This window comes from Fibrisoma montanum, from assembly GCF_003583365.1.
GTDB classification, from domain to species: Bacteria; Bacteroidota; Bacteroidia; order Cytophagales; family Spirosomataceae; genus Fibrisoma; species Fibrisoma montanum.
In genome coordinates, this window is sequence record NZ_QXED01000008.1 from 167595 (window position 1) to 194454 (window position 26860).

Here is a 26860-nt window from a genome sequence, read left to right on the forward strand (position 1 = left end):
CGGTGGGTAACAGAACTTATCGCTTCTGATACACGCCCACAAACAGGGTATTGGCGTAGGGGCGCGGCAGAACAAATTTTACAAAACGGGATACCGGGTCATAACTGGAGAAATAAGCCGTTTCGATTACGTCGAAGCCCATTTTTCGCAGCAACTGATCGAACTTAGCCTCGCTCGACAGGTTCCGGATGTGGGCAAAATAGCGCGGCCGCCCCGTCAGGGCGAACAGCAACCGTTCCAGCCGCCGGTACATACTCCGTTCATTGGGCATGGAAACAATCAGCAAACCCGTTGGTCGAAGCAGTTGGTTAGCCTGCGAAAGCATAGCCGTCATGTCGTCGATGTATTCCAGCAGGCTGGACGCGATGATTACGTCCTGCACGGGGTAATCGCCCGGCGACGCCAGCGGCAACGGTTCTACTACGTAGCGTACGTTGGCGGCCACCGTCTTCTGTCGGCACAGGCTGATCATTTCCGCCGATCCGTCGATGCCCGTAACCGTGCAGCCCCAACCGGCCAGGTAACTGCTGAAGATCCCCGACCCACAACCTAAATCCAGCACGCTGTCGGTCGGTTTGACGTAGCGGCCAAACAGCTTCGTCCAGACCCGAAACCGCTCCCGAAACCCCGGCGACTGCCGGTAGCGCTCGTCAAAAGCCTCGGCAATGTCGGAATGAAAATCGACGGCGTTCATAGGCGGCTCAGGGTAGATTGCGATTCAGGACCGAGTGCATAAAGTGATTCTAAGCCCATCTGCACCACCGCCGGCCAGTCGGGCAGTTGCGCTGATCGTTGTCGACCCCGGTCGATGTTGCGCTGCATCCGAAACGGATTGCTGAACCCGGCATGAATGGTGTCCAGAATGTCTTCAGCCGACAGTGGATCAAAATAGTAGGCACAGTCTCCGCATACTTCCTCCGAAAAATCCCGGCGGGAGGTAAAGATGGGGAGACCAAAGTGCAGAGCATCGACGTACGTAGCCGTAAATGATTCGAGCAGGGTCGGCAGCACCAGCCCATCCACCTGCTGATGCAGGGAGTAAATGCCCGTAGCAGGCACATGCCCAATGTTAATCAATGTAGTAGTCAGACCTAGTCGTTCAATCTGGTCCAGTAGCCGACGAGCCTTACGGTGCTGAGTTGGTTCGATGGTTAGCAGGAGTCGGTACGGCATGTTCCGATCCCGGATCAGCCGGGCTACGTCCAGCAGCACTTCCAGATTCTTGTGTGGGTAATACCGCGACAAACACATCAGATACCGAAAACCCAGTTGCTTCACAAACGGAAGAGCATAGGTGGTCTGGCTGCGCAGCGTAGTGTACGCATTCGGTAACAGGGCGATTGCAGGCAGATCCGGATAGACCTGACGGATACGCTGCCGGATGGTCTCGGTTTGTACCAGCAGCACATCCGTGTAGTGAATCCGGCGACTGAACACCTGGTTGCGCATCCAGACGTTCAGCTTTCCAAACAAATCCAGGCGATTCCAGATATCGACCTCATCGGGATAGGCCGGATGCGGATAATGCAGCAGAACGGCCTGCCGACCCGGTACGGGCGTAGCAAAATTACCCATCGTGAAAATGATGTCGGGCTTGATACGGTCGATCAGCGACGGTACCCAACGGTAGTCGATGTACAGACGAGACACCCAGTAGCCCGAACCCCTGGGCAGAAAATACAGGTGTATGGCCTCGGTCGCCAGGGCTTCGTAGCCGCAGTGACGAGGAGCCGCTACGTATACGTGGAGGTCGTCCGGCTTCAGCGTGGCCACACCCTTCAGAAAGTTCAGGGCCACGTTTAGCCCGCCTGCCGACGATAAATTGACGGCGTTAACAAACAGCTTCATGATGAACGGGGAGTACGGTGGGAACGGTAACCTGCCGCATCCGGCGGCCAATCAGCCACAGCGGTATGAACAGGTACACGTAATGGTCGACAAACTGCGGAAAATAGCCGCGGGTAATGAGCTGGAACAAGGCCAGCGAAAACACAATCTGTTTACAAAATCCGAGGGGATTGGCGGCCGGATTCCGTCGGACAAACGCATTCAGCCAAAGGCCCATCCCAAACGGCAGCAACCAGAAACCCAGCCAGCCGAAACCGGCGTAAAAAGCGCCGTAATGCAGGGTTGCCTCGCCAATACGCAGCCAGTCGCGGGGCAGTTCCAGCGACCGGTCCAGTACGTCGAGGTAGGGCGACGGATACGGCTTTTCACCGCCCGGAAACAATTGCCTGGGCACCACGCGAACCAGTACGTACCCGAACATCGATGCACCATAATCGTGGGATGTTTCCGGATTTTCGTCGTAATACCGAAGCAGGTTAAAGTCGGCCAGCGAACCCCGGGTTTGCTCGAAGAACATCGCGTAATCGTATCGGGTTGGGTCGAGTGTCATGTCGTCGTACTGCCCGCTGATGAAGTACCACCGGTTGTGCGTGATGGTCGAAACGAAGTAAAAAATCAGCAGACCAGCTACCGTCCAGCGCTTCAGGTGAATGGTTAGCCCGCCTTGTAGCAGGTATACCAGCACCAGCCCCAGAATGGTCAGGATCAGGCGGTACCGGAATCCCAGCAGGGCAAACAGCACAAACGCCGGAACGAGCAGCATGACCAGCTTTGAAAAATTACCCCGCAGGTAAGCGTACAGAACAATGGTCGTGATGATGGAATCGGCGAACGCCCGGAAATAGTATGTGTTACTGGCACTCTGCGAGGCAAACAGGCTTTGGTCGGAGCTACCGAGCAACACTGCCAGTGGATTGACACCGCTGATGATGACGTCGGCCAGGACAATACCCATGAACAAGCCATATAAACCAACAACGTACCGGCGCAGGGAAGCCAGCGTATCGGCAGGCAGCGATGACGTACGGTTTAATTCGGGTAGCTGCCGGCTGATAAACCCCAGTACAAAACACCCGTTTGCAATCATGTAGGCCAGCATTCCCGGCTCAAAGTAAGCCCGGATGTTTTTCCCCACAAACCGGAACATGCCCAGGTCACCCGTTACGGTTTCGCGACCGGTGAGGTAGTAATAAAAGGGTGTCAGTAAGCAGTAGACGACCAGCAACCCCAGACAGACAGCGAATGGAATCACGTACTGCGCTCCGGTATGCCGCACGTATCGGATGCCGACGACCAGAATCAGCGCATTGAGTAAGGTATATATCCAGATCATAAGCCCAAATCCTGTTGAATGACCTGAAACATAAGCCGGGCGTAATGTGCCGAACTGGTCTGCTCCCGAAAGGCCCGGTTGTAGCGTCCCTGCTTATGGCGAAGTGCCGGGTCGTCGACAAGCCGGCGTATGGCACCCCGAAAAGCGCCTACGTCGTCGGCGGGACAGACGAAGCCATTCAGGCCCGGCCGAACCCATTCGCGGGTAGCCCCTACCGCATCGCTGCTGATGATGGGCAGTCCCGCAGCAATAGCCTCGTTGATCACCACGCCCCAGCCGTCGTAGCGCGACGCAAACACGAACGCATCTGCCTCCCGAAAGAGCGACGGCAGCGTATCGACGTTTGCAAACCCCAGCAGTTCGATTCGGGTATCGTCGCCGATAAGCCGCTCCAGCGCCGGTCGTTCAGGCCCCTCCCCTACGATCTGTAGCCGAAGGTCAGCGTACCGGGGCTCGTTCAGCGACCGAACCGCCCGGATTAACGTATCCATACCCTTCCGCGGGATCAACGCCCCCGACGACAGCAGCCTGACCGGCCGGTTGCCCGCAGCCAACGGCTGGTGTTCCTGCACAAATGGCTCAATGGCAACGGAGTAAGGCACGATTGTTTTGGGAAGCCTCACGCCGAAAGCGGTGTAGGTATCGGCCGCTTCCTGCCCGATGGCAAACACCCGGGTACAGGCGTACCGCAGCGGCCAAAGCAGAAGCCGCTTAACAGCCGCCCACCAACCTGACGGATGCCCGGTCAGGCGTTCGCCGAAAAACGTGACGGTCTTGCCGCGCCAGTAGGTCAGGACCATCGCTACAACGGCATTTGGAACCCAGTAGCCACCCCCTACAATGACGTAGTCGGCCTGGTCATGCAGAACAGTCCGGAAGATGCCCCAACTGAAATGATAATCTTTCAGCCAACGTTGCACAAAACAAGCCACGCGGCTATCGCGCAGCCAGTGAACGGCGTAGGGCCGGGGCCGCTGATCAACAAACCACTGCCGACCGTGCTCCGTAGTGGCGTAGAACACCACCGTCAGATCGACATGGGCGGTTAAGGCCGTAAAAAAATCGTCCTGGTACGGCGTCGGAATGTTGGTATAGAAACTGAGTTTCGGCTTCATAGGGTGGGGTTTAGTTGCGAAGCCGTAGCCTGTAGATATACGTCTGTAACTCCTCGCCGAAATCGCGCCCACGTAAACAGCCGCGCCTGTCGAGCCGCCAGCTGGCCCATAGCAAACCAGTCGGTGGGGTTGCGAATAGCGTTTTCCAGTTGGGCGGCAATGGCTTCGGGCGTACGAATGGGCACCAGATACCCATGCTCGCCTTCAGTCAGTACGTCGGGGCCGCAGGTATTGGCCGTTGTAATTACCGGCAAACCGGTGGCCATGGCTTCCAGAATAACATGGCCAAATCCCTCGGCCAGCGATGGTAATACAAATACGTGACTTTGATGAAGCTCCCGGATCAGCCGGGGGGTTGGCAGCGCATACTGAATGTTGATAGTCAGGTCACGATACTCCGCCAGCATACTATAGTCCACATAACCCCGGCCGCAGATAACCACCTCCACGTGTCGGCTGTTCAGCAGCCTGACTGCCTGCAACAGATCGGCCAGCCCTTTCCGCTGGTTCATTCGCCCAACGAAAACCACGCGAAACGGCCGGGATGCTGGTGCACTGGTCCGGGCAGGAAATGCCGTGGTGTCTACCCCATAGGGTACCACCCGGATTCGGTCGGCCGGGACCCCGTGCTCAATCAGTGTAGCCCGCGTAAACTGACTGGCCGTTACGCACAATGTAGCCAGCAGCGGTTCTTCGGCCAGGGCGTGCAGTTGATCAGGTAGCAGTTGAAACTCCTCCTCATCCCGAATGGACTGAGCTGCGAACGGCAGCCGCTCCATTTCACCGGCCAGCAGGTGCCGGATAGCCGTCGGATGCGGATGCAACTGAAACAGAATGCGTTGACGCTCACTACGGTCCGCAATCGCCCGCCAGAAAGCTTCGTGGCCGTAGTAACTGTAGAGAAACAGATTGCTATTCGTTCGCCTGGCCACCTCGTAAGCGGTTCGGCTCAGGCAATGATCGATGGCGAAGGTATCGGACGTATTGACTAGCCGGGAACGTATCGTACGGTACAAAGCTCCTCTGGAAAGCGTCACCGTCGATTTCGGCAAACCCGGACAATATCGTTTTCGGGCCTGCTCCGGCGCCACCGCATACAGCCAGTCCGGCGCGTACGCTTCGGTGACCAACCGCTCCAGCATGCCCGCTTCGTGCAGGGCCAGACTGAGCTGATAGAAATCGCGGGCACCGGCATGAGCCGTTACGCATCGGGTGGCATACGCCTGCTTCGTTGTCATGATTCAATTTCTTTCGTTGCGCTGGTTGCCCGGCCTGTTCGTTTTAATTGCCTTATCCAGCCAAAATCGGTCACCATGCTTTGGAGTAGTCCCCGCATACGCTCCTCTTCCAGCAACCGCAGGCTTTGGCGGAGTACTACCCAAACCAGTAGTGCATCAACTACGACAAAGCCTGTAGCCAGTCCGGCTAATCCCCACTGCGGCAGTAGTAAAGCGCCCAAGCCCAGGGCCCCGAGACTCCCCATCAGGAACCAGAGCGCGACGGATTGATGCCGGTTGACGGCGATGAGCGTTGTGGCGCTGGTGTTCCAGAAGGTGTACAGCAACGTAGCCAGCAGCATCAGTGTAAAAAGAGGTTGCTCCGGCTCGACCGCACCGTTCGTCCAGTAATGCAGGATGGAGCCACCCAGCAGTTCCAGTCCGGCGATGGCGCCGGCTGTGAACCAGACCGTAAGCTGACAGGCCCGCCGGTGCAGCTTTATGGCTGTATGGGTAAATCCCTGCGCAATAGCCAGCGTAAACTCGGGCCAGATGGAGAACGTAACGACGCCAACGAGTTGCCGGATGGCGTTATTCAGCGTTCGGAGGGCGGTATAGGTGACAACATGAACCGGCGTCAGGAGGGCGCCGATCAGCAGGATGCTGCCTTGGAGTACCGCAGCATTTGCCAGTGCAAACACCAGAAATGACATGGCGGGCGACAGCAGATTCCGGATAACCGGCCACTCCACATACCGCGGGTGAAGCTGCCTGACCCACGTAAAGCGCCGGCGGCAATCGACCCACATGCTCAGCAGCCCGGCCCCGCGCACCAGAGCAAAAGCCAGGGCTACCTGATGCGCTTCTCCTCCGGAAACAACAAGCAGCACCAGCGCGAAAAATTCTGCCAGCCGGGTGGCAGTAATCCACAGCCGTCCGGTGGCATATTGCTCTTCGGCCCGGTACACACCGCTCAGGAGTTCCTGCTGCAGACACAAAACGACGTATGCCATCAGGGCAATCAACGTCCGCGCGCTTTCCTCCTCCGTAATGCGCTGGATACCCAGCCAGTGCTGGTACGGCACTGTCGACAGAACGGTGTAGCAGCCGGTTGTGGTCAGTAAACTCAGGTAGCCGATTGCCATCAGACCGCTGCTCAGCAGCACAACCGAGCGCCGATACGCTTGCTGAGCAGAACTGACGGCCAATTCATTGGCCACTGCGGATACTAACCCCACATCGCTCAGACTCAGGTACGAAGGCACGGTGAACAGCAACAGCCATTCGCCATAGTACGCAGTTCCCCAGTAGTAAAGTAACAGGGGGACGCTGATCAGCTGGATAAGCAATGTAGTGGCCTGACCAACCGCGTTGGCCGCCATTGCACGAAGTATACGGTGTAACAAGAAGCGATTCGGTTAAGGGTTACAGACGCCAGTATTCTACCCCATCCTCCTCACGTACCGCATACATTCCTTTCAAGTCCAGCAAAATGGGCTGTCCGTTCATCAGCTCCTTGAAATGACTGATGTCCAACGCTTTGTACTCGTCATGACAAACCGCCACAATCACCGCATCGTACTTGTTCGACGGGCCGTCCATCAAGGTCAGGTTGTATTCACGCGCCACTTCGTTGGGCGACGCGTGTGGATCAACCAGGTGCACATTGATGGAATATTTCATGAGTTCGCGCACCAGTTCGGCCACCTTGGAATTGCGAATGTCGGCAATGTTCTCCTTGAAGGTCAGCCCCATAACCAGCACTTTAGTCTGCCGGGGGTTCTTGTCCTTTTTTAATAGCATCTGCAACAGCTTCGTGGCGATGTAGGCCGGCATGCCGTCGTTGATACGCCGACCACTGTTAATCACCTGCGGATCATAACCCAGTTGGCGGGCTTTATAAAGCAGGTAATACGGGTCAATTCCGATGCAGTGCCCGCCGACCAGCCCCGGCGTAAACTTGAGAAAATTCCATTTCGTACCGGCGGCCTTGATCACCTCCTGCGTGTCAATTCCCATCTTGTCGAAGATGATGGCCAGCTCGTTCATCAGCGAGATATTCAGGTCGCGCTGGGTATTCTCAATGACTTTGGCGGCTTCGGCTACCTTGATGCTCGGCGCTTTGTAGATACCGGCTTTGATGATGCTGCCGTACACGGCCGCTATCTGTTCCAGAGCCTCGGCGTCGCTCCCGGACACCACCTTTTTAATGGTGGTCAGCGTCCGCTTCTTATCCCCCGGGCTAATTCGCTCAGGTGAGTACCCGATCTTGAAATCACGCCCAAGCGCCAACCCAGAATGCTCTTCCAGAAACGGCAGGCAGTCGTCTTCCGTGCAGCCGGGATACACCGTCGATTCATAGATAACATAATCGCCGGGTTTGAGGGCTTTTCCGATCATTTCCGAGGCTCGCTGCAACGGTTTCAGGTTGGGCACCTTATAGTCATCCACCGGCGTTGGCACGGCCACAACGAAGAAATTAGCCTGCTTCAGGTCGTCCGGATTGGCCGTAAACAAAATGTCTTTATCGCAGAACATGGCTGGTTCCAGTTCGCGCGACGGGTCTTCGCCCTGTTGCATCATAGCGATCCGGTCGGCGTTAATATCGAAGCCGATGACGCGGAAATGCCGGGCAAATTCCAGCGCAATCGGTAACCCGACGTAGCCAAGTCCAACAACGGCAATCTGTTTCTGTTTCTGAAGCAATTCTTCGTACATGGTGGGAGTCAAGTGAATATTACGTAGCAATAGGTTGATATAAAGGGTAATGAATCCAGTCAGGCCGACTCAGCGAGCCATCAGTGTTTTTAAGCGTTCCGCCAGGTTCAGCCTGATTGCCAGCACGGTCAAACTACCGACAACAAAGCCAGCCAGCGTATAAAACAGCACCATCACCGTTCGTTTTGGCGACACGCGAATCAGCGGCACATTGGCAGGTTCGAGCACCTTGAATACCGGCGTACGTTCCTGTACTTTAAGCCTAGCCTGTTCATACTGCCGGGCCAGTTCGGTATAAACCGTCTGCGCAATGGACAGTTCAGCTTCCCGACGCTGTTTATCCATCGTCGCGGCCTGCACGACCATGTACCGGTGCTGATCGTTGTATTCAAAAACGCCCTTCTGCGCGTTCTGGTACCGTCGCCGGGCCTCGCTCAGCCGATCGGCATAGAATTGCAGATCCTGCCGGGCTTTTTCGGTCCGGTAGCTCGTCACGTACTGCGTCAGGTAATCCATCGCCAGTTGCGCCACCCCGGCCGCTACGTTTGCATCGGGCATTTTTGCCGTGATGGTAATAATCCCCGAGCGCGTATCCAGCCTGGCCGACACCCGCTTCTGCACCTCCTCGACCAGATCCTGCTGCTGCCGGGTCAGTTCCATCGGCTGGCCGGGGGCATTTTTAATTAAACGCTGCGGTTCTTCGTTTCGGGCCAGAAACTTCGCAACGGACCAGCTTTTGTGCGTTTCTAAAAAGCTGGTTACGGTTTGGTCTGTACCCGATCGGGTACGTACGGGTCGATCGAGCAGGTACAAAATGAAAGGGGTACTCTGCAGTACGTTCGGGTACAGGTCCGGACGAACCGCGTCAACGCCTTCGGTTTCAGCCAAATCGATGCCGGCAAACCCCGCCACCGATGCCAGTCGCTTGAATACGTCGTTGGAACCGCTGTTCATTTCCGGCATGATCCTGGCTTCCGATACAAACTCCGGTGTGGCCATCAGGGCCAGCCCAATTCCCGCCAAGCCAAACAGCAGAGCAACGAGCAAAACCCATACCCGGTTCTGCACCAATATTCTGATCAATTGACCGGCCGACCCGGAAAGGCTGGCTGTTCGGCTGGCCGTCGATACGTTCGTAGTTTGCTCCATTATCGGTTCGTAATAACGCGGATAGCGGTTAGTATCACCGTTGATGCGGTGGCGATGACCGTCAGAACAGCCAGTCGTTCGCTGGCCGATAACCTGGTCTGATCTTTGGGTGGCCGGGCGGGCACCACCAGTTCCATACCGGCTTCCGGCGACGGGTATTTCCGGATACCGAGCCACGATCGGGTTGGCCTGATTTTACCGTTAGCCCCAACTACATACACTTTTCGCTTCGAGGCTTTTGCCGTGAAACCACCGGCTTCACCTACGTACGCCCGAAACGACTTGGCCGGGTCGTATTCCACGGTAGCCGGGTTCACCACCTCCCCCCGAATGCGAACGAGTTCGGTCTGTCGCGGCACCGTCAGCAGGTCGCCGTCTTCCAGCAGCAGGTTGCTCACGTCGTCGGGATTACTCAGAATGCGTTTCAGATCGAGCGAAACCAGCTCCCCTTTGCGTGAGAAGCGCGTAGCCGGCAAATACGCCCCCGCTTTGAGCCCGCCCGACCGCGTAATGAGATCCGAAATACGTTCGTTCCGGTCGCGGATGGCGTACGTACCCGGATATACGACTTCGCCGGCAATGCTGGCTCCTTTCTGCGCTTCGTAGCGGGGCGACAGGCGGACAAACACCTGATCGAAGGGCTGCAAAATCAATTGAGCATCTTTAGGATCCAGCCGCAGGTGCTGGTCAATCGCAAACGCAATAAGCTGTACGTTCTGACCATCAGGAATGCCCGTAGTATCGCCGTTGATCCGCCGGGCAATTTCCATGCGCGACGCAATCGCCCCATCGGAGAAGCCACCAGCCAGCACCACCAGATTCGCCACCGTCATGCTGTCGACGTAATCGAACGAGCCGCTCCGGTTGATAGCCCCCTGAATGCTGACGGTACGTTTCGTACGCAGGTCGCCCACGGCCGTAATCTGCACCACATCGTCACGCTGCAACGGTACGTCGGCTGTTTCGTTCCGCAGCAACCGTCCCAGATCGACAGAAATAACTTCAGGGTCCAGGTTCTCACGAAGCCGACGAATGGTGGCCCGGTTCAGAAACGCATCTTCCCGCAAACCCTCGGCGGTTTTGATCAACTGCTGAAGAGTCGTGTTTTTTTCCAGGGCATAATCGCCGGGCCGAAAAACGGCGCCCGTAATAGACACTTTATTCGCCACCCGCTCCAGCACGGCCCCAACGGCGTATCGATCACCTGCGATTGGTAAAAACTGACCGAATTCAGCGGGTTGAATAGTAATTAATTGCTGTTCGGTGGGCGTGTTCCGTCGCAACGCAATCGACGCCGTGTAGGCTTTGTCAGTGAAATTTCCGGCAAAGGCCAATACGTGCCGCAGCGTTTCGCCGGGTCGAACTTCGTAAAGACCCGTTTGCTTTACTTCGCCCGTCAACTCAACGCGGGTACCGTAGTGGTCGACAAAAATGATGTCCTGATCGAGCAGCCGGATGTTATCCTTCTGGTCAGCATGCAGCAGAAAATCGTAGACATCGAGCGTGCGGACGAGCCGGTTGTTGCGATACACCCGGATGTTTCGAAAGGAGCCACGATCCGGCGCTGGTCCACCGGCTGCGTAAAGAGCATTGAACACCGTAGCCAGCGACGACAGCGTGTACGTTCCCGGCCGAACCACTTGCCCCAGTAAGGTCACTTTTATGCTTCGGACACTCCCCAGCGTGACCTGCGCGAAGATGCCGCTGGTTGCCGTATTCAGTCCGGCGTACAACGTCCGAAGTCGACTGACGATACGTTGTTCGGCCTGTTCGATGGTCAGGCCGTTCACGTAAATCGGGCTGAGGTTTTCAAGCCGGATGCTGCCTTCAGGGCTGACTTTCGGGCGGTACGTCTGCTGCGCATTGCCGTACACGTCAACGATGAGTTCATCCTCCGGCCCTACCTGGTAGTTGCGTGGCGTTGGAATCCGCAGATTGGGCTCGAATGAAAGATTAGCATTGGCAAAAAGCGAAGCGCCAAACACCGACGAGGCCGCTGGCGCGGGGGGCGGTGTAGGGGTTGCCGGCTGCTCCCGAACCACACTGGTTTCGGCGGATTTAGCCGGCCCCGCTTTGACCTGCCCGATGCGCTGCCGCATCTTGCTGATATCGGCCGTGGTAAATCCGCGCGATTGCGCCAACTGCTCAATCTGCGCTTCCGAGAGGCCGCTGGCCTGAGCCTGCTGCACAAATTGCTGAACCTGTTCGTCGGTTAAGTTGTCTGCTTTTTGCGACCAGACCGGCCGATTTAGAAAAATACTTAAGTAGCATAAAGACAATAAGACAAGCCGTGGTGTGGTAATCGATAGATCAAACAAGTGGTGGTAAGCGTGTTACGGTGTAAATCTTGAACCAGGATTGGCCACAAATGTACAAGTCCACACAAAACGACTACTTAAGATTGAATTAAAAATGACAAAACCCTCATAAGCTATATACTTTGAGGGTTTTGTCAATGTGTTCGAATTGATCAGGTTGGAAGCTTACGGAATCAGTTTCATTTCAACCCGGCGATTTTTCTGCATACCTGTTTTGCTCGGATCGGCAATGGGTTTATACGCCCCGAAATAATCGACCAGAATGCGGCTCGGATCATTTAATCCGGCTTCGATCAGATACGTCCGAACGGCCTCAACCCGCCGACGTGACAGAGCCAGGTTGTATTTATCCGACGCGCGCCGATCGGCATGGCCGGCCAGTTGCAGTCGGCATTGGCTCTTGTTCATGAGTTCAACGACTTTGTTAAGCACCTCTTTAAACTGCGGTTTCAGGGCACTTTTGTCGGTGTCGAACTCAATGTTGGCGAATATCTCCGCGCAGGCGATACCGGGCAGGGCCGCACTGACGTATTTATCAAAGTCAATGACTTCGCCGGAGCCGGACACGACACTGCCGGTCGGCGAATTGGGTTCCTTGTCGAAATAGTCTGATACGCCATCGTTGTCGGTGTCGGTCAGTAGCTTAGGATCGATATCGGGCGGGCGGTTGGCTTTTGCTACCGAGTCGATCTGAGCCAACGTCAGGATAACCGGCGGCTTGATGAGCGATTTTGGATCGGTCCAGCGCAGGTGATACGTTCCGGCCGTAGTGTCGTAATCAAATTTATCATTGACCTTCTGCACCCGAATGGCCCGCCGGCCCAGCTTATACGTTAGCATAATACCGCCATAACCCCATTTGTCTTTAGCCGAATTCCCCTGGCGCACAAACGTTTCGCTCAGGCTGCCGCGGTTACCGACCAGGTCGAACAAACTGGAAGCATCGCCCCCGATGGTCGCGTCCAGCCGCTCGGAGTTAACGTGATTTACCCGGATGTCAATCCCTATGTCGAAGCGCGGGCCAAGTTCATAATGTACCGCCAGCCCCATCGGTACCACCAGATCGCTAACGTCGCCGGTTTGCCGGCGCAGCCGCCCGGTGGTCAGCTCAAACGCTTTGGCATTGTAGAACATGACACCCACTCCCGTGTAAGCATCCACTTTCCAGTGCTTCATTTTGTTGACCCCAAACAGCAGACTTTTGAGGTTAACGCTACCCGTCAGATCGGTCTGGACAAAACTGGACCGGAAGTACGAGTAGTACAGCCGACGCTTCATGCCCCGCAGGTTTCCCGCGTTTACGCCGAGTTGCAGGCCAAACAGGTGCGACAATTGCTTACCTACGGTCAGGCCCCCAAAAAATGAGTTTCGTTCATTGACACTATCGAAGTTATCTGCGCCAACGGGGAAGAAATCGTACTCCCGCAGATCGCCGTAGAACTGCGACCAGCCACCGTGCGCCGACACCGACCAGGTGTTCAGCCTGGCGGGACCGTCGTAGGAAGCGTTGGGATTATACTGAGCCTGACTGGGTCTGGGCAACAGTGCCAGCAGGCAACAAAACGTCAGTAGTAGAAGCAGTTTCCTCATCACGTTCAGGGTTTTGTTATAGACTAAATACAACGGATGGATAAAGCGACCTGACCGGCTCGTACCGTCTGAACGGGACCGTAATTTGCCTTTCTGAACTTTATTCCGGGGCAAATAAGGGGTCTCGATCAAGTTTACAAACCAACTCGTCCGGCCATTGTTTGGCAACATGACCCGAATCCTCCTGAACGAGACGATCCGATCAACTTGAAAATATTATAACCGGCGCATCAATCGCTCAACCATTTGGTTCTTCCACGTCACGTAGTCACCGGCCTCAATGTGCGCCCGCGCCTGCCGAACCAGCCACAGATAAAAGGTCAGGTTATGCAGACTGGCGATCTGAGCCGCCAGAATTTCTTCCGCCTTGAAGAGGTGACGCAGGTAGGCTTTGGAGTAGAACGTACTGGCGTAACCGCCCAGGTTGGCATCGATCGGGCTGAAGTCGCGGCTCCATTTTTCGTTTTTCAGGTTCATGATGCCTTCGGTCGTGAACAGAATCCCGTGCCGTGCATTACGGGTCGGCATTACACAGTCGAACATATCCACGCCCAGGGCAATAGCTTCCAGAATATTGGCCGGCGTACCGACGCCCATCAGGTAACGGGGCTTATTGATGGGCAGGATTTCGTTAACCAGTTCGATGCTTTTATACATCTCCTCCGCCGGTTCGCCCACAGCCAGTCCACCGATGGCGTTACCTTCGCGCCCCTTCGATGCAATGAACTCCGCCGACTGCCGGCGCAGGTCAGGATACGTACTGCCCTGAACAATGGGGAACAGGGTCTGCTGGTAGCCGTAATGCCCCTCGGTTGCGTCGAACCGACCGATGCAGCGATCAAGCCAGCGGTGGGTCATCTCCATCGACTGCCGGGCATAGCCATAGTCGCAGGGATAAGGCGTGCACTCATCAAAGGCCATGATGATGTCGGCCCCGATCGTCCGCTGGATGTCCATCACCCCCTCGGGGCTGAACCGGTGCGTCGACCCGTCGATATGCGACTTAAACGTAACGCCTTCCTCCTTGATCTTGCGGGTATTCGACAGCGAATAGACCTGATAGCCGCCACTGTCGGTCAGGATCGGGTGACTCCAGCCATTGAACCGGTGCAGACCACCAGCCTGGCTCAGCACCTCAAGCCCTGGCCGAAGGTAAAGGTGATAGGTATTGCCAAGAATGATTTCGGCCTGAACGTCAGTTTCAAGTTCCCGCTGGTGGACCGCCTTGACCGTACCGGCCGTTCCAACGGGCATAAAAATAGGTGTTTGAATAAGCCCGTGATCAGTCGTTAACGTACCCGTGCGGGCCTTCGACTGCGGATCCCGGGCTAAGATTTCGAATGTCATTTTACAAAATTAGGGGAAAAAAGGGAGGAGAGGAGGAAAGGAGAAAAGGAGGAAGGGAAATACGTTCAAATCACTCCCCCCTTTCCTCCCCTCCTCCCTTTCCCTTCCTTCCCTTCTTCCTTTCCTCCCTTCCTCCTATCTTTACAGCCTTAAATTGAAACAATTAGCGAACCACGTTTACCTTGTGCTTACTGTTCTTCTGATACTGTGGGGGTTAGCCATCAGTATTCAGCTCATTTTTGTTCTTTTTGTTTTTGTTCGAACGGCTTTTTTCCGACAGGCTGATCACCCCGTCAGCAACTCCAGCCCGGGGGTTACGCTGGTGGTATGCGCCCGTAATGAACTGCGTAACCTGACCGACTTGCTGCCGCTGCTGGATAGTCAGACCTATCCTACGTTTGAGGTACTGGTCATGGACGACCGCTCCACCGACGGGACTCAGCACTTCCTTGAAAACGAGATCAGCCACCTGTCGCGGGTGCGGTTTATCCGGATCGACAAGGACTACGACCACGTTACGCCCAAAAAGTACGCCGTTACGATTGCGTTGAAGAAGGCGCTTCACCCCATCGTCCTGCTCACGGATGCCGATTGCCGTCCGGCTGGTTCCGACTGGCTGGCGGGTATGGTCGGTCAGTTGAACAAGCCCGGCGCCGACATTGTACTTGGCTTTTCGCCCTATGAGCACCGACCGGGTCTGCTGAATCTGCTGATCCGGATCGAAACGCTGTTCACGGCCGTGCAATACGTATCACTGGCACTGGCCGGGCGGCCCTACATGGGCGTGGGTCGCAACCTGATGTACCGGCGGCAACTCTTTTTCGACAACCGCGGTTTCTACTCACACATGAATGTGCTGGGGGGCGACGACGACCTCTTCATCAACGAAGTGGCGACTGGCCGCAACACGGCCGTCAGTCTCGATCCGGCTACGTTCACCTGGTCGCAGCCCAAGGAAACCTGGGCTGACTGGCGGATGCAGAAACGCCGGCATTTGAACGTAGGAAAGCATTATAAGACGGGACACAAGGTTCGGTTAGGGCTATTAACCGGCTCGCATGTCCTGACGTGGTGGCTGGGTTTGATCGTAGGGCTGACCGTGCTGGTAAGCTGGCAAGTCGGCTACCCGTTCACAGACTCTGATCAGCTCCTGCTCGAAACAGTTGGCGGCTTGTTTGCCCTGCGGCTCCTGACCTTCTGGGGTATTGTCGGGCGGATCAGCTACCGGCTGGCGCACACAGTCCACTGGGCCATTATACCATTGATGGACGTAACGCTGGCGGTATATTACGTAGTGATGGGGCTGAATACGTATATTAACCGCCGTCGCAAACTATACTGGCGCTAAAAGCCGCCGATCGGCAAGGGTAAAACCACAAACCATAACGCGACAGCATGAACGTCGAATTGATTTATAAGTACTTCCCCAAACTAACCGCCGGGCAACAGGAACGCTTTGCGGCTTTGAATGACCTGTATCATCACTGGAACGCCCAGATCAATGTCATCTCGCGGCAGGACATCGATCAGTTGTACGAAAAGCACATCCTGCACTCGCTCGGGGTCGCGAAGGTGGTTCAATTTACACCCGGCACGGAGGTACTGGATGTCGGAACGGGAGGTGGTTTTCCCGGAATTCCGCTGGCCATTCTGTTCCCGATGGTCGATTTTCACCTGGTAGACAGCATCGGAAAAAAAATAAAGGTTGTATCGGAAGTAGCCAGTGCATTAGGTTTGCAGAATATAAAAGCCGAACAGGCTCGTGTGGAACACCTGAACAGTACCTACGATTTTGTGGTGAGCCGGGCCGTAACGCGGCTGAAACCCTTTTTAGGCTGGGTACGGTACAAAATTCACAAGCAGGGCAACAATGAATTGCCCAATGGTGTTTTGTACCTCAAAGGTGGTGATCTGGCAGAGGAGTTAAGCGAAGTACCTGATAAGTATCGTATCTACGACCTGTCGGATTACTTCGAGGAGCCGTTTTTTGAGACCAAGAAAGTGATTTACATTCCTAAGAAATAGGTTTGTAGTTTAAGGTTCGTAGTTGATCGCTAATTGACGCGAGAGGAACCACACACGGGCGTTAATCAACTACAAACTACCAACCACAAACTCCGAACTACCGCAAACCATGGCAAACGAACGATTCGCATCCAGCAGTTTCAAAGACCCGATTAACCGCGACATAGTAGAGTTCAATGACAAGGGCGTCACGTTCCGCGTTCGCAAGCTGATTGGCGGCACGGATAATTTCGTATTCTATTCGGACATTTCGGGCGTTGAGATCGAGAATGGAATATTTTTCTCAACGATCCGGGTCATTCCCCGCGCCCGGCCCGAGATCGTGATCAAAAACTTCACGCGGGGCGATGCCCGGCGGGTTAAAGAGCTGATTCTTCAGAACGTACCGAACAACCGACCCGACGCGTTTGATACGCCACGGGGGGGGGATCCGGGACGCTAAGGCCCCCAGCGTGCAAATTTTGCAGATTTTTTACGATCAGCGCTTGCGTCCTATCAGTATCTGCACTACTTTTGCACCACGTTTTCAATAACGATCCCGAATAGCTCAGTCGGTTAGAGCATCTGACTGTTAATCAGAGGGTCGCTGGTTCGAGCCCAGCTTCGGGAGCCTGAAAATCAAGCACTTAGCAGAAATGTTAAGTGCTTTTCTCTTTTGGTTGCAATACAACTTGCAATACATTTATAAATAACTTCCAGACCATATAGTTTTCAAAATTTACGACCTACCATCAATATGTTATACGTAAAGAGATTCCGATATGATTTCAGATACATCAACAGATACTAACGATCACAGTAGCGTTTTTTCAAAAGGGGGAGGAGGTACCGTTTTTGAGCAAAGTGTTCAGACCGCCTTTGTAACGACTCTATTGGTGCGGGGCAAAGTACCCGGTTTGCCCACCGGCGAGATTACCGAAGTAGCTTTCCAGACGACCCGCTTGGGCTTCTGCACCGACGATCTGCTGGTTAAAGTACGCTCCCACCAAGGGGAACATCAACTACTGGCCCAGGTTAAACACAACCTAACGATTTCGGTAAAGAACAAAACATTTGAGGAGGTGATGACCGCTTTTTGGCAGGACTTCACCAATGCCAGCGTATTCAATCCAGTGTTCGACCGACTGCTTGTTATTAAAAGCGAAATGACGCAGGTTGACAAGCGAGACACGGTTGTACTATTAAACTGGGCCAAATCGAAAGCTTCGGCGGATGATTTTTACCAGGAGGTTAAGCGTATCGACAGCAAAGTACAAGTATTAAAGGTATTGTCCGATGTGCTTCAAAAAGCAAACAATGGCCAGGTAGTGGATCAGGAACGCGTATGGCAGTTCCTGCGCTGTTTAGTTATCTTGGAGTATGATTTTGGGCAGGAAAGCAGTAACAGCGAAACAAACTTCTTGAATTTAATCAGGCTGGCTAAGAACCAGACGGTTACAGTATCCGAAAAAGAAATTTGGACTGCTGTCTATGCATTCGTCGCTCGACTGAATAAAGATGGTGGTAGTGTCACACTCAACAGCCTACAGACGGAGTTATTTGCTACTTATTTCGATCCCGTTCGATTACATGACAGCTATGCCGCCATCAAAAAACTCCAGGAGGATAGTCAGGCAATCATAGGTCCGCTCAAAAACACCATTGCGAATCTTCATCTCGATAGGTCGTTATTACGCGACAAGCTAACCGAACATATAAACGACCACAAATTCACCATAATTATTGGCGAGCCAGGCGCGGGGAAGTCAGCGTTGGTTAAAGAAGTTCTTTTGGATTCTACACCTGATACAGTCGCCCTAACGTTCAAAGCGGATCAGTTTAACCAATCCCATTTGAGTCAGGTGTTTTCCGGATTAGGCGTGTCGGATGGGTTAGTCCAGCTTTCTGCCTGCCTGTCAGCGATTCCCAAGAAAATAGTTGCGATTGACAGCTTCGAGAAGTTACTGGAGGGCGACTCTGACAATGCGTTTCGCCAATTCATGCACATATTGGAGGGAGTGAAAGATGTACGTGTTGTGGCTACATCGCGCATCTACGCAGTTGATCTTCTGATTCAGAAATACGCCTTGACTAATGTGTCTGTACTGGAGGTCCCCCTTTTAACAGAAGGTGAGGACGGCGAATTTGAACAAGTGCTGGTCGCCTTTCCACAGCTTCATCCATTGGCCGCTAACCCCAAGATCCGGCAGGTACTGCGTAGCCCGAAGTATTTAGATTATACAGTGCAGTGGGTGAGTAAGACAACCGATAATGTCAACGAATTAACACTGACTGACTTTAAGAACCGGCTTTGGCAGCACATTGTTGAAAATCACGTAGTCATTCGGAACGGAATGCCTGCCAAACGAAGCAAGGCTTTCATCGAGATCGCCCTGCGCCGGGCGCAACGCATGGTACTTTATGCCGAACCTGACCAGGCGGACGCTGCGGCTATTGATGAATTGGTGAACGACAATGTACTGACCAAACAGGCGAATGAACACAAATACACGCCCTCGCACGATATACTCGAAGACTGGGCACTTGCTAAACACATCCGGCAATTATGGGAAAATCACGTTGAACCCGAGGCATTCTATCAACACATTGGCAATAAGCCGGCCTTGCGTCGGGCCTTTCGGTTGTGGACCGAGGATATGTTGCGTCAGCAGCCCGGAATCATTTTTCAATTAGTACGGGATACGCGCCAGCAAGCCACCATCGAACCATATTGGGCGGATGAAGTGCTAATTGCAATTTTCCGATCTGACGATAGCGCTGCCTTCTTCACCGAGTTTGAATCAGAGTTGTTGCAAGACCAAGCGCAGTTTTTGCAAAGGGCATTACACCTGCTTCGCACAGCCTGTAAGGAACGTCGGCCCGGTAACAACAGCACCTTCTTGTATCCCGTTGGCTCTGGCTGGGAAGCTGCTTTGTCTTTTGTACAACAGCATTTAGCTCAACTGGATTCATTACAAACATTAGTCATTGGTCTACTAATTGATTGGAGTTATAATTTACAACTGAGTTCTAGTAAGGATCTTTCTACAAATGAAATCCGGACTGTAAAGAATATTCTATTCACATATTTAGCTAGGATCGAGAATAATGCTGAAAACTGGCGTAAAGAGCCACTTAAGGGTAAAGTTAACGCATTGATCGACGTAGCCTTTGAGCTAACTCAATACGCTCAGGAAGAAGTTCATACGTTGCTTCAACGGGCAATGCCTGGTCCGAATGATCGGTATGAGCATCATCCACGTTCGTTTTACGGTCACATCCGCAAGATGGCTCTCTCCGGGATATACAGTCGGCCGCTTACCCGGTTTTTACCTGATCAAGTGATTGCCATGGCCCGTGCTGTTTGGGTGCGCAAGGAGCGGCCAAAAGTTAATCACTCATTGTTAGGAGAAGATTATGAAGCAGATCATGATTGGTTTGACCAAGGTAAGCTATATGGTTTAGAATCACATTTGCACGCTAATCCGCCTGGTATTTACAAAACGCCTATTCTTGATCTGCTTCTATTTAGTCGACAACATGGATTAGATTTCGTGCTGGAGATGGTCAATTACTGCACTGGACAGTATGTGCGATCAGCCCGTGCAAAAGACGATGTGCCAATCCAAGTTGATGTAGTTCTTCCAGATGGTTCCGTGACTCAACAATGGGGTAATCAGGTCTTATGGCAAGCATACCGAGCTACAGTCGTCTCCTCTGATCTACTGGAATCAATCTTGATGAGCTTAGAAAAGTATCTATTTGATACAGCTGCCCTTAAAACGGACGTCAGCCGAAACAGTTTGCGACAGATGTTCGCGTATCTACTCCGCCGTTCCAACTCAGTCGCGATCAGTAGCGTGTTGGTGAGTATCGCGATGGCTTATCCCGAAGAGGTTGGCGAGGCAATGCTTCCTTTATTAGGTACACGAGAATTTTATCAATGGGATGTGAGACGTTCTTTAGATGATCGTGCTGGTGCTTTGGCTGTAGTAGATTTTGAGATAGAATTTGCCCAGCAAGAGCGCATTAACTCAAACCAGCTACCCCATCGTAAGCATTACGCGGGTGGGTTATCGGAGTTTGTACGTCACATGCAGTTTAATGTCCGTACGCTTAACAAGGCAATCCATGAACAATTTGACCGTCTGAAACAAGAGGCTCAAGGGGAGGATGTCCATTGGCGTAAATTACTAAACGAAATAGACAGCCGCCAATGGGAACTTCGTGACTATGATGAAGCTTTGGGTGGCTTTATCGTTGAACCTAATTACGAGCCGGACGTACAGGTAATCGTAGATGAGTATAAGCCACGGCAAGAATGGGTGGATCAAGCTTGGAAAGATACCACTTGGATTGGGAACGTACATGGAAAGAAGAATGGTGTTGTCGCTGATTATGAGTTATGGAAGACTATCTTTGATCGATACTATTCCACCGACAGCTTCGACAAAATGTACGACCGCCCGGTTATGCTGGCGATCATTGGCTTACGAGACTTAAATTCTAAATTAACCGAAGAGCAACGAAAATGGTGCTTTGAGGTGGTTTTTGTGGTAGTTGAATCATTAATTCAGGTCGTTGAAGGACAACGTTATCATATAGATTATGAATTGAGTGTTTCACCGTTTGAGTATGAGCCGGCTTTAACTTCTCTACCAATCCTGTTAAAAGTTGCAGACGAACATGAAGTGCAACAGATGGTAATCAGGCTCCTATTTCAGGTATTAATCACTTATTTCCCAAACCATAAGATGGAGCCTATTTTAGCCTCATTGCGTGAACAATTGTGGGAAATTGATACATCTGTAGCTAACCATGTCTGGCAGAGCTTGATTGGATTTGCCCAGCTTCGAAAGTTCCACGAAAAAGATGAGTTGCGTCTCTATCATGACGAGGAATTACAAAGGCAGGTAGCCAAAGCCGAAGAAGAATTTATCATTGAAGTGGCGTTAGGGCAAGCCAGCAGCGACATTAACTATGAGCAGATTAGCCTAACTACCTGGGATAGCCATCTGCTAACTCGGGCGGTGATGATGCTACCCTTCAATACTCAAGAGGAACGGCACTTAAGTTATAAAAAACTCTTTATATTATTGTTTCTTAAAGGTTTAGACAAAGAAGACAACCAGGATGAGTGGCTAAACAGGCGACCATTAATTTACGATGGTGATCGAATCAGCTTACAGCAATGGTTTCGTGATTACTTGCTCCATTGTAATCACGAAGGAGGAGCGGATGTACTTGAACGGTTGTTTCAGCAACTTCTCTCAACTAAGTTCCACGGAAGTAATAGCTACGAATTTGTTCAATTGACGCTGAGAATGATGATATCTGAGCTGGGACAAATCGTTTATAATAATCCTGAACCACTTGCCAAACAGGTTACTGCTAATTTTTGGCGAATATGGGAGCGCTTTTATATAATAAATAAGCGAGCCGGGAAGCGCTTATTTAGTGATTTATTGTTCTTAGATATCATCTGGGAAGAGGCTTGGACACATTGGATTCCTTTGGAAGGAAAGAGAGCATTTTTTAAGCGCATTACTGATGACTTTGGACAACATGATGTTCGCCCGTTGGTAAAATTATTGTCTACAGTTGGCGACCAAACACTGTTACCTGATGGGCTACGCTGGGTAGTTAATATTGTAAAAAAATACCCTACTAATCTTTCAGCTCTATCGCACAGCTCTGCCGAGAAGTTAATTAACCGCTTGTATCAACGATACATCAACGTTTTGAGAAACGAGGTGTCGTTGCTTAACGATTTTGTCTGGCTGTTGGATCAAATGACTGACTTAGGATCTTCACAAGCATATATCACGCGCGAAAACTTAATAACATATAAAAGCCAAACTAGCTAAGCTCGGCTTTTGCTTGCCTTAAAGCTAAGAACGCAAAATTTTATCCTCATTATATTATTCTATGAAAAAGCTAGTTCTATGGATGCTACTGCTATCGTCTTGCGGATCAGAGCCGCAAGAAATTGAGACGATGAACACACTTAAACAAGTAATTGCGTTAAACATTCCTCAGAAACTGCCGCCTAACAAACAAGAAAAAACGTCAGATATTCGAGTACTGTCTGTGCGCTATGTTGTGTTGACGCTCGGGCAAATAGATAGCTTACGTATAGAAACAATCATTGATGATCTCGAATTTCATCAAAACCAACTCTACAAAAACGGCCACCTGTCAGCCTATCACCGTAGAGAACTTAATCGACTCCAGGCTGAGGAATCAGTTGCCCAGAAAAAGTATAAACTGCATCAGAATTCGTACAACACTTTTTATTTTACACGATTTAGTTTCGGTGCCTATTATGATGGCAAACCCGTTATCGGCTCTGGGGATATGTTATTTACTATTGATTACAAATACACCAAGATTCCAAGTCGTTACTTTGAGCATTATCTAAGGCAATAAAGCCGACTAACGAAATTAATGGCAAATGGTGGGACGAATACAACAAAAAACCCTGATACCATCAGCGTCAGGGTAATTAGTTGCGTAACTTGTACTTACACTACGGTGCGATTGCCTTCACTGGACCCGTAGATGCACGAATATATATACTTTCTAGTTCCTGCCGGTTAATATATTGTAAGCGTTATAAATCGCAAATTCAGTTTGATTTTGTGATTTATAACGATGGTCAAAACGAAACCCTTAGTACAAGAGTTGAGCCGCTAGCCGAGCTAACCTAGTAGCTACTTTTTTGATACTTTCATCAATTACGCCAGCACTTTCTGATGTTGGAATAACGTGATAATAATCCTCTGTTTTAAAGGGAATATTAAGTTCAGTGCTGATCATTCTGGCAAGCGTCTGGACCCGCATAGAATAGCTCTCCTTATATATCTCTGCCATTGTGTTAGCATAGGGTTTTTCCATTGCTGCTCGTGGTGTAAAACGAGGGTTAGCCCAGTCTTTTCTAAACTCTATGTCGTGTTCTTCTAAGAAAACATAGATTTCACCAATTAATTTTTCTGCCTCAGCCTTGAGTAAAACTGAGTTATAAAAGGATTGGGGTGTGTTTTCTGAAGACTCAACATAGTCCTTGTCTAAGAATTTTTTAAGCTCTTGATGCAGATCGGCCATGATTGAATAAGTAAGAGTTAAAAGATTAAAGTTTCGGTCGTAAGTAATCACATTTGCCAAAGATTGACTTTCAATTTTGGGGCAACAACTTTCAATTTTGAGACAAGACACGGTTTTTATGGTTATTTCGAAGGCGCCAGCAGCGAAAAGTAAGCTACGGTGAGGAGAGTTTATGCCGACGTCAAGTACGGCGCGTATTGACCTGTTGATATCGATCGCTTTTGTTTGCCTACCTCGAAAAAAGACCGTGCTAAAATACTAGCCAGTTTGTAGATTTGCGTGTAATCAACCCCTGCTTCAATGCACTGGCCCCGCGTTGGAAGCAAGTAAAGTAAAAATCATGGACAAGCAGAGCCTTAAAGCGCAACTGGACCAACTCCATAACCTCAAAGTAGGAATCGGCAGACTAACGCACGGTGAGGCTAGTAAAGCGAAGTGGGCCATGAATAACCTGACCCAAAAAATAGCGCAAACTCTAGCCTATTTTAAAGCCCTGGAGCTGCCTGGCGAACTTGATGAAGCTCGGACAAAAGCAATGGATATAATCCTACCTGCAACTGTGGTCATTCAGCAGGAGTATGCCAACCTAAAGCCCAACGCCAAAGGCTTTGAAGTAATCAGCGACGAGACGGACCGCCAGTCAGAACTAATCAGGCACGCACTCCGAGATTTTGACGCGAAGGCTACAGAGTGGCTTGCCAGCCATTAATCAGTGGTAAGTGAAGGCAGCTACTTTACGGCCGAAACAACCAAAGGAGGTAGCTAAAAAGTTATAAGAAAAGACTAATCATTGTTCTCAAAAATTTTGAGCTGATAAGGGACTTTGTGGATTTCCCACATTTTTTTTCTGAAGGCATACGATTCTCCGTCAGGAATAGGTTGGGCTACTTCGATAGTGTTATCTCTAAATCGCACTACATCAGCTTGTCCATCACCGTTCAAATGCTGAAATAGCCTGCGTGCCCGACATCTGCCTTTGATTAAGGGGTTTAGATGATCTAAGGCAATAAAAACAGACTTTTCAAAGCGGTTGTAAATTAATTCTTTAGTCAATTTACCAACGTAATGGGGTTTAGGGTATTCTTTATAATCTCTATCAGGATAATATAGGCGATACAGCTCCTTGTAAAAAGGCTCGTCGTAGGGGAATAAGGGACAGTATGGTTGTGGTTCAACGGTAACTATGCGTTCTACTTCGGCGATTGTAAACTTGACACCACTTTGTAGTTCAATAATATCTTCTCGTTTCTTCTTTTCACGTTCCGCACGAGCCTTAATTAAGTCCTCCTTATCTTCAAAAAGCTTTCCGACTTCAATTGCTCTTTGTCGCCGTTGCTCTTCAGTCAACTCAACGTTTTTCTGTTCGTTGACTTGATTATTGTTGTCACTAGAGGAGTTAATATCCTCATCCTCGTTAGGATCATTTTCGTTGTCTGCCATGCTAATCAAGAACTATATTCATTTATATATTGCGGTATTGCTTCTTCAACAGTCCGTGCATCATCCCAATGCCAATTAATCGGCTTTTTACATTGGTCAAGTTTAGGCGAAAACTTGTTTACTCTTGCCCAGGCATTACGGTTAGTAGACTGATTATCAAGAGCACTAAATACATAGATAATGCTCGGTTCAACATGGTTAGCGAGCCCAAACTCCTTTATGTATTCGTAGTCATTCAAATAACGTCGTATAAGCTCATACTTCTTATTTGGCAATAAATACTCACGGGCAAAGGCATCAGCTTCCTGCTCCCTCTCTTGGACTGACAACTGTTCGTTATCGTCGTCAGTAAGATGATATTTATTTTCTTTTATTTCTGACCAATCAAAAAGAACATGATACAGTTCGTGAATGAAGGCAATCCAAAGGGTAGCGTAAAATCCCCTATGATTACTTAATACAATAGCAGGTTTGCTATTATGATTAAACGTTGCCCCGTTTATTCGTAACGCTTGTAAAGGCGGTTGATAAATAACAGTAACGCCAAGCTTGAAAAGCAGTTTTGAGACTTCTAATAACCCATTTTGAATATTAGTACTATACCAACTTATACGTGGGAATAATTTTACCAAAGCTTCCCTATCATAGGCGTTAGGGTTGTTTATCTCACTCAGAGTAGCCAAAGCTGAGCTAATCCAAAAAGCGCGTGTAAGGTTACTCTCGGCTTTGTAGGCGCCTGAGGAGAAAGCTACATCAATGGAAGGGCGTTTGTATTCAAAAATTGACCTTAATCCTAAACGTGCTAAGATACGATTTTTAATATGGTCAAAATCTGAGATAGTCTCAATTAGACCCGCCTTCTTTAAAACGGCTAAATCAAAGTTCTGCTTAATAAAATTGACTTCTTTAGCCGTTATGGTGTTAACTGGAAAATTCTTCTCAATGGATTTTATATATAAGCCCGCAACTTGTTCTAGTGGCAATTGTAAAAAGTTAGCCAATTTAACCAAGTTCCTTACGTCAACTTGCTTTTGAGAGCCGGTTAATACCCCCTTCATGGTTGTTGTGTGTACCCCCATCAAATTATAAGCGGTCGTTTTAGCTATCTTTAGTTCCTTCAGCTTCTGATTGAATAGCTCTTGTAGCGAAGGGGTGTTCGCCTGTAAAATCCTGTCCAGATAAGCATCTATATCATCTTGGTTAGTGAAATTCATCAGTCTTGTACAAAAAAAATCAACTTTCTACATTGTCAAATGTACGGGTTTATGGTGAAGTTGCAAATCTTTGTACAAAAAAAATCAGAATTATGACTGTAAATTAAAATTAATTTTTGCTTGGCCGTTTAATAACAGAATAGTTTTGAGGTATTTAGAAGGCGGCAGCGGCAAGCTTAAATGAATTTGTGGGCCGCTTGTCTCTTTTCCAGCCGCTCCTGCATGGTCTACACTCACCCAAGTTTGACTCTATAAGCAGTGTATTCAACAAAAAAGCCCTGACCTCAACCGGGCCTGGGCTTTTAAAACTTCATCCACACTAACAGGCTGATAGCAGCGCATTAGCGACACGGCAAGTTTACGCTTTTTACAGGACACAAAAAGAGTAGCCGCCCTACTATCAGAGGAGAAACAAGAAGGGATCAACGTTGGGCGGCATTTTGGCTGCGTCCGGAGGAGGTGA

20 protein-coding genes and 1 tRNA gene are annotated in these 26860 nt (G+C 50.9%); 7 read left to right on the forward strand and 14 right to left on the reverse strand.

All coding sequences use genetic code 11. The features are described from left to right. Positions 1 to 16: 16 nt before the first annotated feature. The 11 genes from DYU11_RS25120 to tgt form a co-directional block, all read right to left on the reverse strand. A complete protein-coding gene (locus tag DYU11_RS25120; protein WP_119670490.1) occupies positions 17 to 694 on the reverse strand; it encodes a class I SAM-dependent methyltransferase in 678 nt (225 codons plus the stop codon). Continuing rightward, complete coding sequence (locus tag DYU11_RS25125; protein WP_119670491.1) at positions 691 to 1848, reverse strand: glycosyltransferase; 1158 nt, start codon at positions 1846 to 1848, stop codon at positions 691 to 693. The genes DYU11_RS25120 and DYU11_RS25125 overlap by 4 nt, the downstream gene beginning before the upstream one ends. Next, positions 1832 to 3181, reverse strand: coding sequence for a hypothetical protein (locus DYU11_RS25130; RefSeq protein ID WP_119670492.1), 1350 nt, complete (start codon positions 3179 to 3181; stop codon positions 1832 to 1834). The genes DYU11_RS25125 and DYU11_RS25130 overlap by 17 nt, the downstream gene beginning before the upstream one ends. After that, entirely contained in the window at positions 3178 to 4296 is a 1119-nt protein-coding gene (locus DYU11_RS25135; protein WP_119670493.1) for a glycosyltransferase family 4 protein, read from the reverse strand. The genes DYU11_RS25130 and DYU11_RS25135 overlap by 4 nt, the downstream gene beginning before the upstream one ends. After that, positions 4293 to 5534, reverse strand: a complete 1242-nt coding sequence (locus DYU11_RS25140) for a glycosyltransferase family 4 protein (RefSeq protein WP_119670494.1) — start codon at positions 5532 to 5534, stop codon at positions 4293 to 4295. Before DYU11_RS25140 ends, DYU11_RS25135 begins: the two co-directional genes overlap by 4 nt. Next, entirely contained in the window at positions 5531 to 6919 is a 1389-nt protein-coding gene (locus DYU11_RS25145; protein WP_147368029.1) for a lipopolysaccharide biosynthesis protein, read from the reverse strand. Before DYU11_RS25145 ends, DYU11_RS25140 begins: the two co-directional genes overlap by 4 nt. Before the next feature lie 19 nt (positions 6920 to 6938). Beyond that, positions 6939 to 8231: a nucleotide sugar dehydrogenase gene (locus DYU11_RS25150; RefSeq protein WP_119670496.1), complete on the reverse strand. Its 1293-nt coding sequence runs from the start codon at positions 8229 to 8231 to the stop codon at positions 6939 to 6941. 69 nt (positions 8232 to 8300) lie between these two features. After that, on the reverse strand, positions 8301 to 9380 hold the full coding sequence (locus DYU11_RS25155; RefSeq protein WP_119670497.1) for a Wzz/FepE/Etk N-terminal domain-containing protein: 1080 nt from the start codon (positions 9378 to 9380) through the stop codon (positions 8301 to 8303). Further along, positions 9380 to 11659, reverse strand: a complete 2280-nt coding sequence (locus tag DYU11_RS25160) for an SLBB domain-containing protein (protein WP_229366028.1) — start codon at positions 11657 to 11659, stop codon at positions 9380 to 9382. Before DYU11_RS25160 ends, DYU11_RS25155 begins: the two co-directional genes overlap by 1 nt. A 204-nt stretch (positions 11660 to 11863) precedes the next feature. Beyond that, on the reverse strand, positions 11864 to 13288 hold the full coding sequence (locus DYU11_RS25165; protein ID WP_119670611.1) for an OmpA family protein: 1425 nt from the start codon (positions 13286 to 13288) through the stop codon (positions 11864 to 11866). Between the two features lie 216 nt (positions 13289 to 13504). Next, on the reverse strand, positions 13505 to 14635 hold the full coding sequence (tgt, locus tag DYU11_RS25170) for a tRNA guanosine(34) transglycosylase Tgt (protein WP_119670498.1): 1131 nt from the start codon (positions 14633 to 14635) through the stop codon (positions 13505 to 13507). A gap of 184 nt (positions 14636 to 14819) precedes the next feature. Between tgt and DYU11_RS25175 the strand changes: the two genes are divergently transcribed. The 6 genes from DYU11_RS25175 to DYU11_RS25200 all read left to right on the forward strand — a co-directional run bounded on the left by DYU11_RS25175 (position 14820) and on the right by DYU11_RS25200 (position 23068). Beyond that, positions 14820 to 15983 (forward strand): glycosyltransferase, encoded by a 1164-nt coding sequence (locus DYU11_RS25175; RefSeq protein WP_199736790.1) that lies wholly within the window; start codon positions 14820 to 14822, stop codon positions 15981 to 15983. 47 nt (positions 15984 to 16030) lie between these two features. After that, positions 16031 to 16660 (forward strand): 16S rRNA (guanine(527)-N(7))-methyltransferase RsmG, encoded by a 630-nt coding sequence (rsmG, locus tag DYU11_RS25180; protein WP_119670499.1) that lies wholly within the window; start codon positions 16031 to 16033, stop codon positions 16658 to 16660. A gap of 109 nt (positions 16661 to 16769) precedes the next feature. After that, positions 16770 to 17102, forward strand: a complete 333-nt coding sequence (locus tag DYU11_RS25185; protein ID WP_119670500.1) for a hypothetical protein — start codon at positions 16770 to 16772, stop codon at positions 17100 to 17102. Between the two features lie 94 nt (positions 17103 to 17196). After that, positions 17197 to 17270 (forward strand) — tRNA-Asn (locus DYU11_RS25190). A 151-nt stretch (positions 17271 to 17421) separates the two neighbouring features. Continuing rightward, the gene (locus tag DYU11_RS25195) at positions 17422 to 22506 is read left to right on the forward strand and encodes an NACHT domain-containing protein (protein WP_119670501.1); all 5085 of its coding nucleotides are present in this window, start codon (positions 17422 to 17424) and stop codon (positions 22504 to 22506) included. Positions 22507 to 22567: 61 nt separating this feature from the next. Next, positions 22568 to 23068, forward strand: a complete 501-nt coding sequence (locus DYU11_RS25200; protein ID WP_119670502.1) for a hypothetical protein — start codon at positions 22568 to 22570, stop codon at positions 23066 to 23068. Positions 23069 to 23311: 243 nt separating this feature from the next. On the opposite strand, the gene DYU11_RS25205 is transcribed toward DYU11_RS25200, so the two are convergent. After that, on the reverse strand, positions 23312 to 23743 hold the full coding sequence (locus tag DYU11_RS25205) for a hypothetical protein (protein WP_119670503.1): 432 nt from the start codon (positions 23741 to 23743) through the stop codon (positions 23312 to 23314). 316 nt (positions 23744 to 24059) lie between these two features. Here DYU11_RS25205 and DYU11_RS25210 point away from each other — a divergent pair, with 316 nt between their 5' ends. Then, entirely contained in the window at positions 24060 to 24452 is a 393-nt protein-coding gene (locus DYU11_RS25210) for a hypothetical protein (RefSeq protein WP_119670504.1), read from the forward strand. A gap of 74 nt (positions 24453 to 24526) precedes the next feature. Here DYU11_RS25210 and DYU11_RS25215 read toward each other — a convergent pair whose 3' ends face one another. Together DYU11_RS25215 and DYU11_RS25220 are read right to left on the reverse strand one after the other, a co-directional pair. Next, positions 24527 to 25183, reverse strand: a complete 657-nt coding sequence (locus tag DYU11_RS25215) for a P63C domain-containing protein (RefSeq protein WP_119670505.1) — start codon at positions 25181 to 25183, stop codon at positions 24527 to 24529. A 5-nt stretch (positions 25184 to 25188) separates the two neighbouring features. Further along, positions 25189 to 26397 carry an ImmA/IrrE family metallo-endopeptidase gene (locus tag DYU11_RS25220; protein WP_119670506.1) on the reverse strand — a complete coding sequence of 403 codons (1209 nt, stop codon included), beginning with the start codon at positions 26395 to 26397 and terminating at the stop codon, positions 25189 to 25191. Positions 26398 to 26860 lie beyond the last annotated feature (463 nt).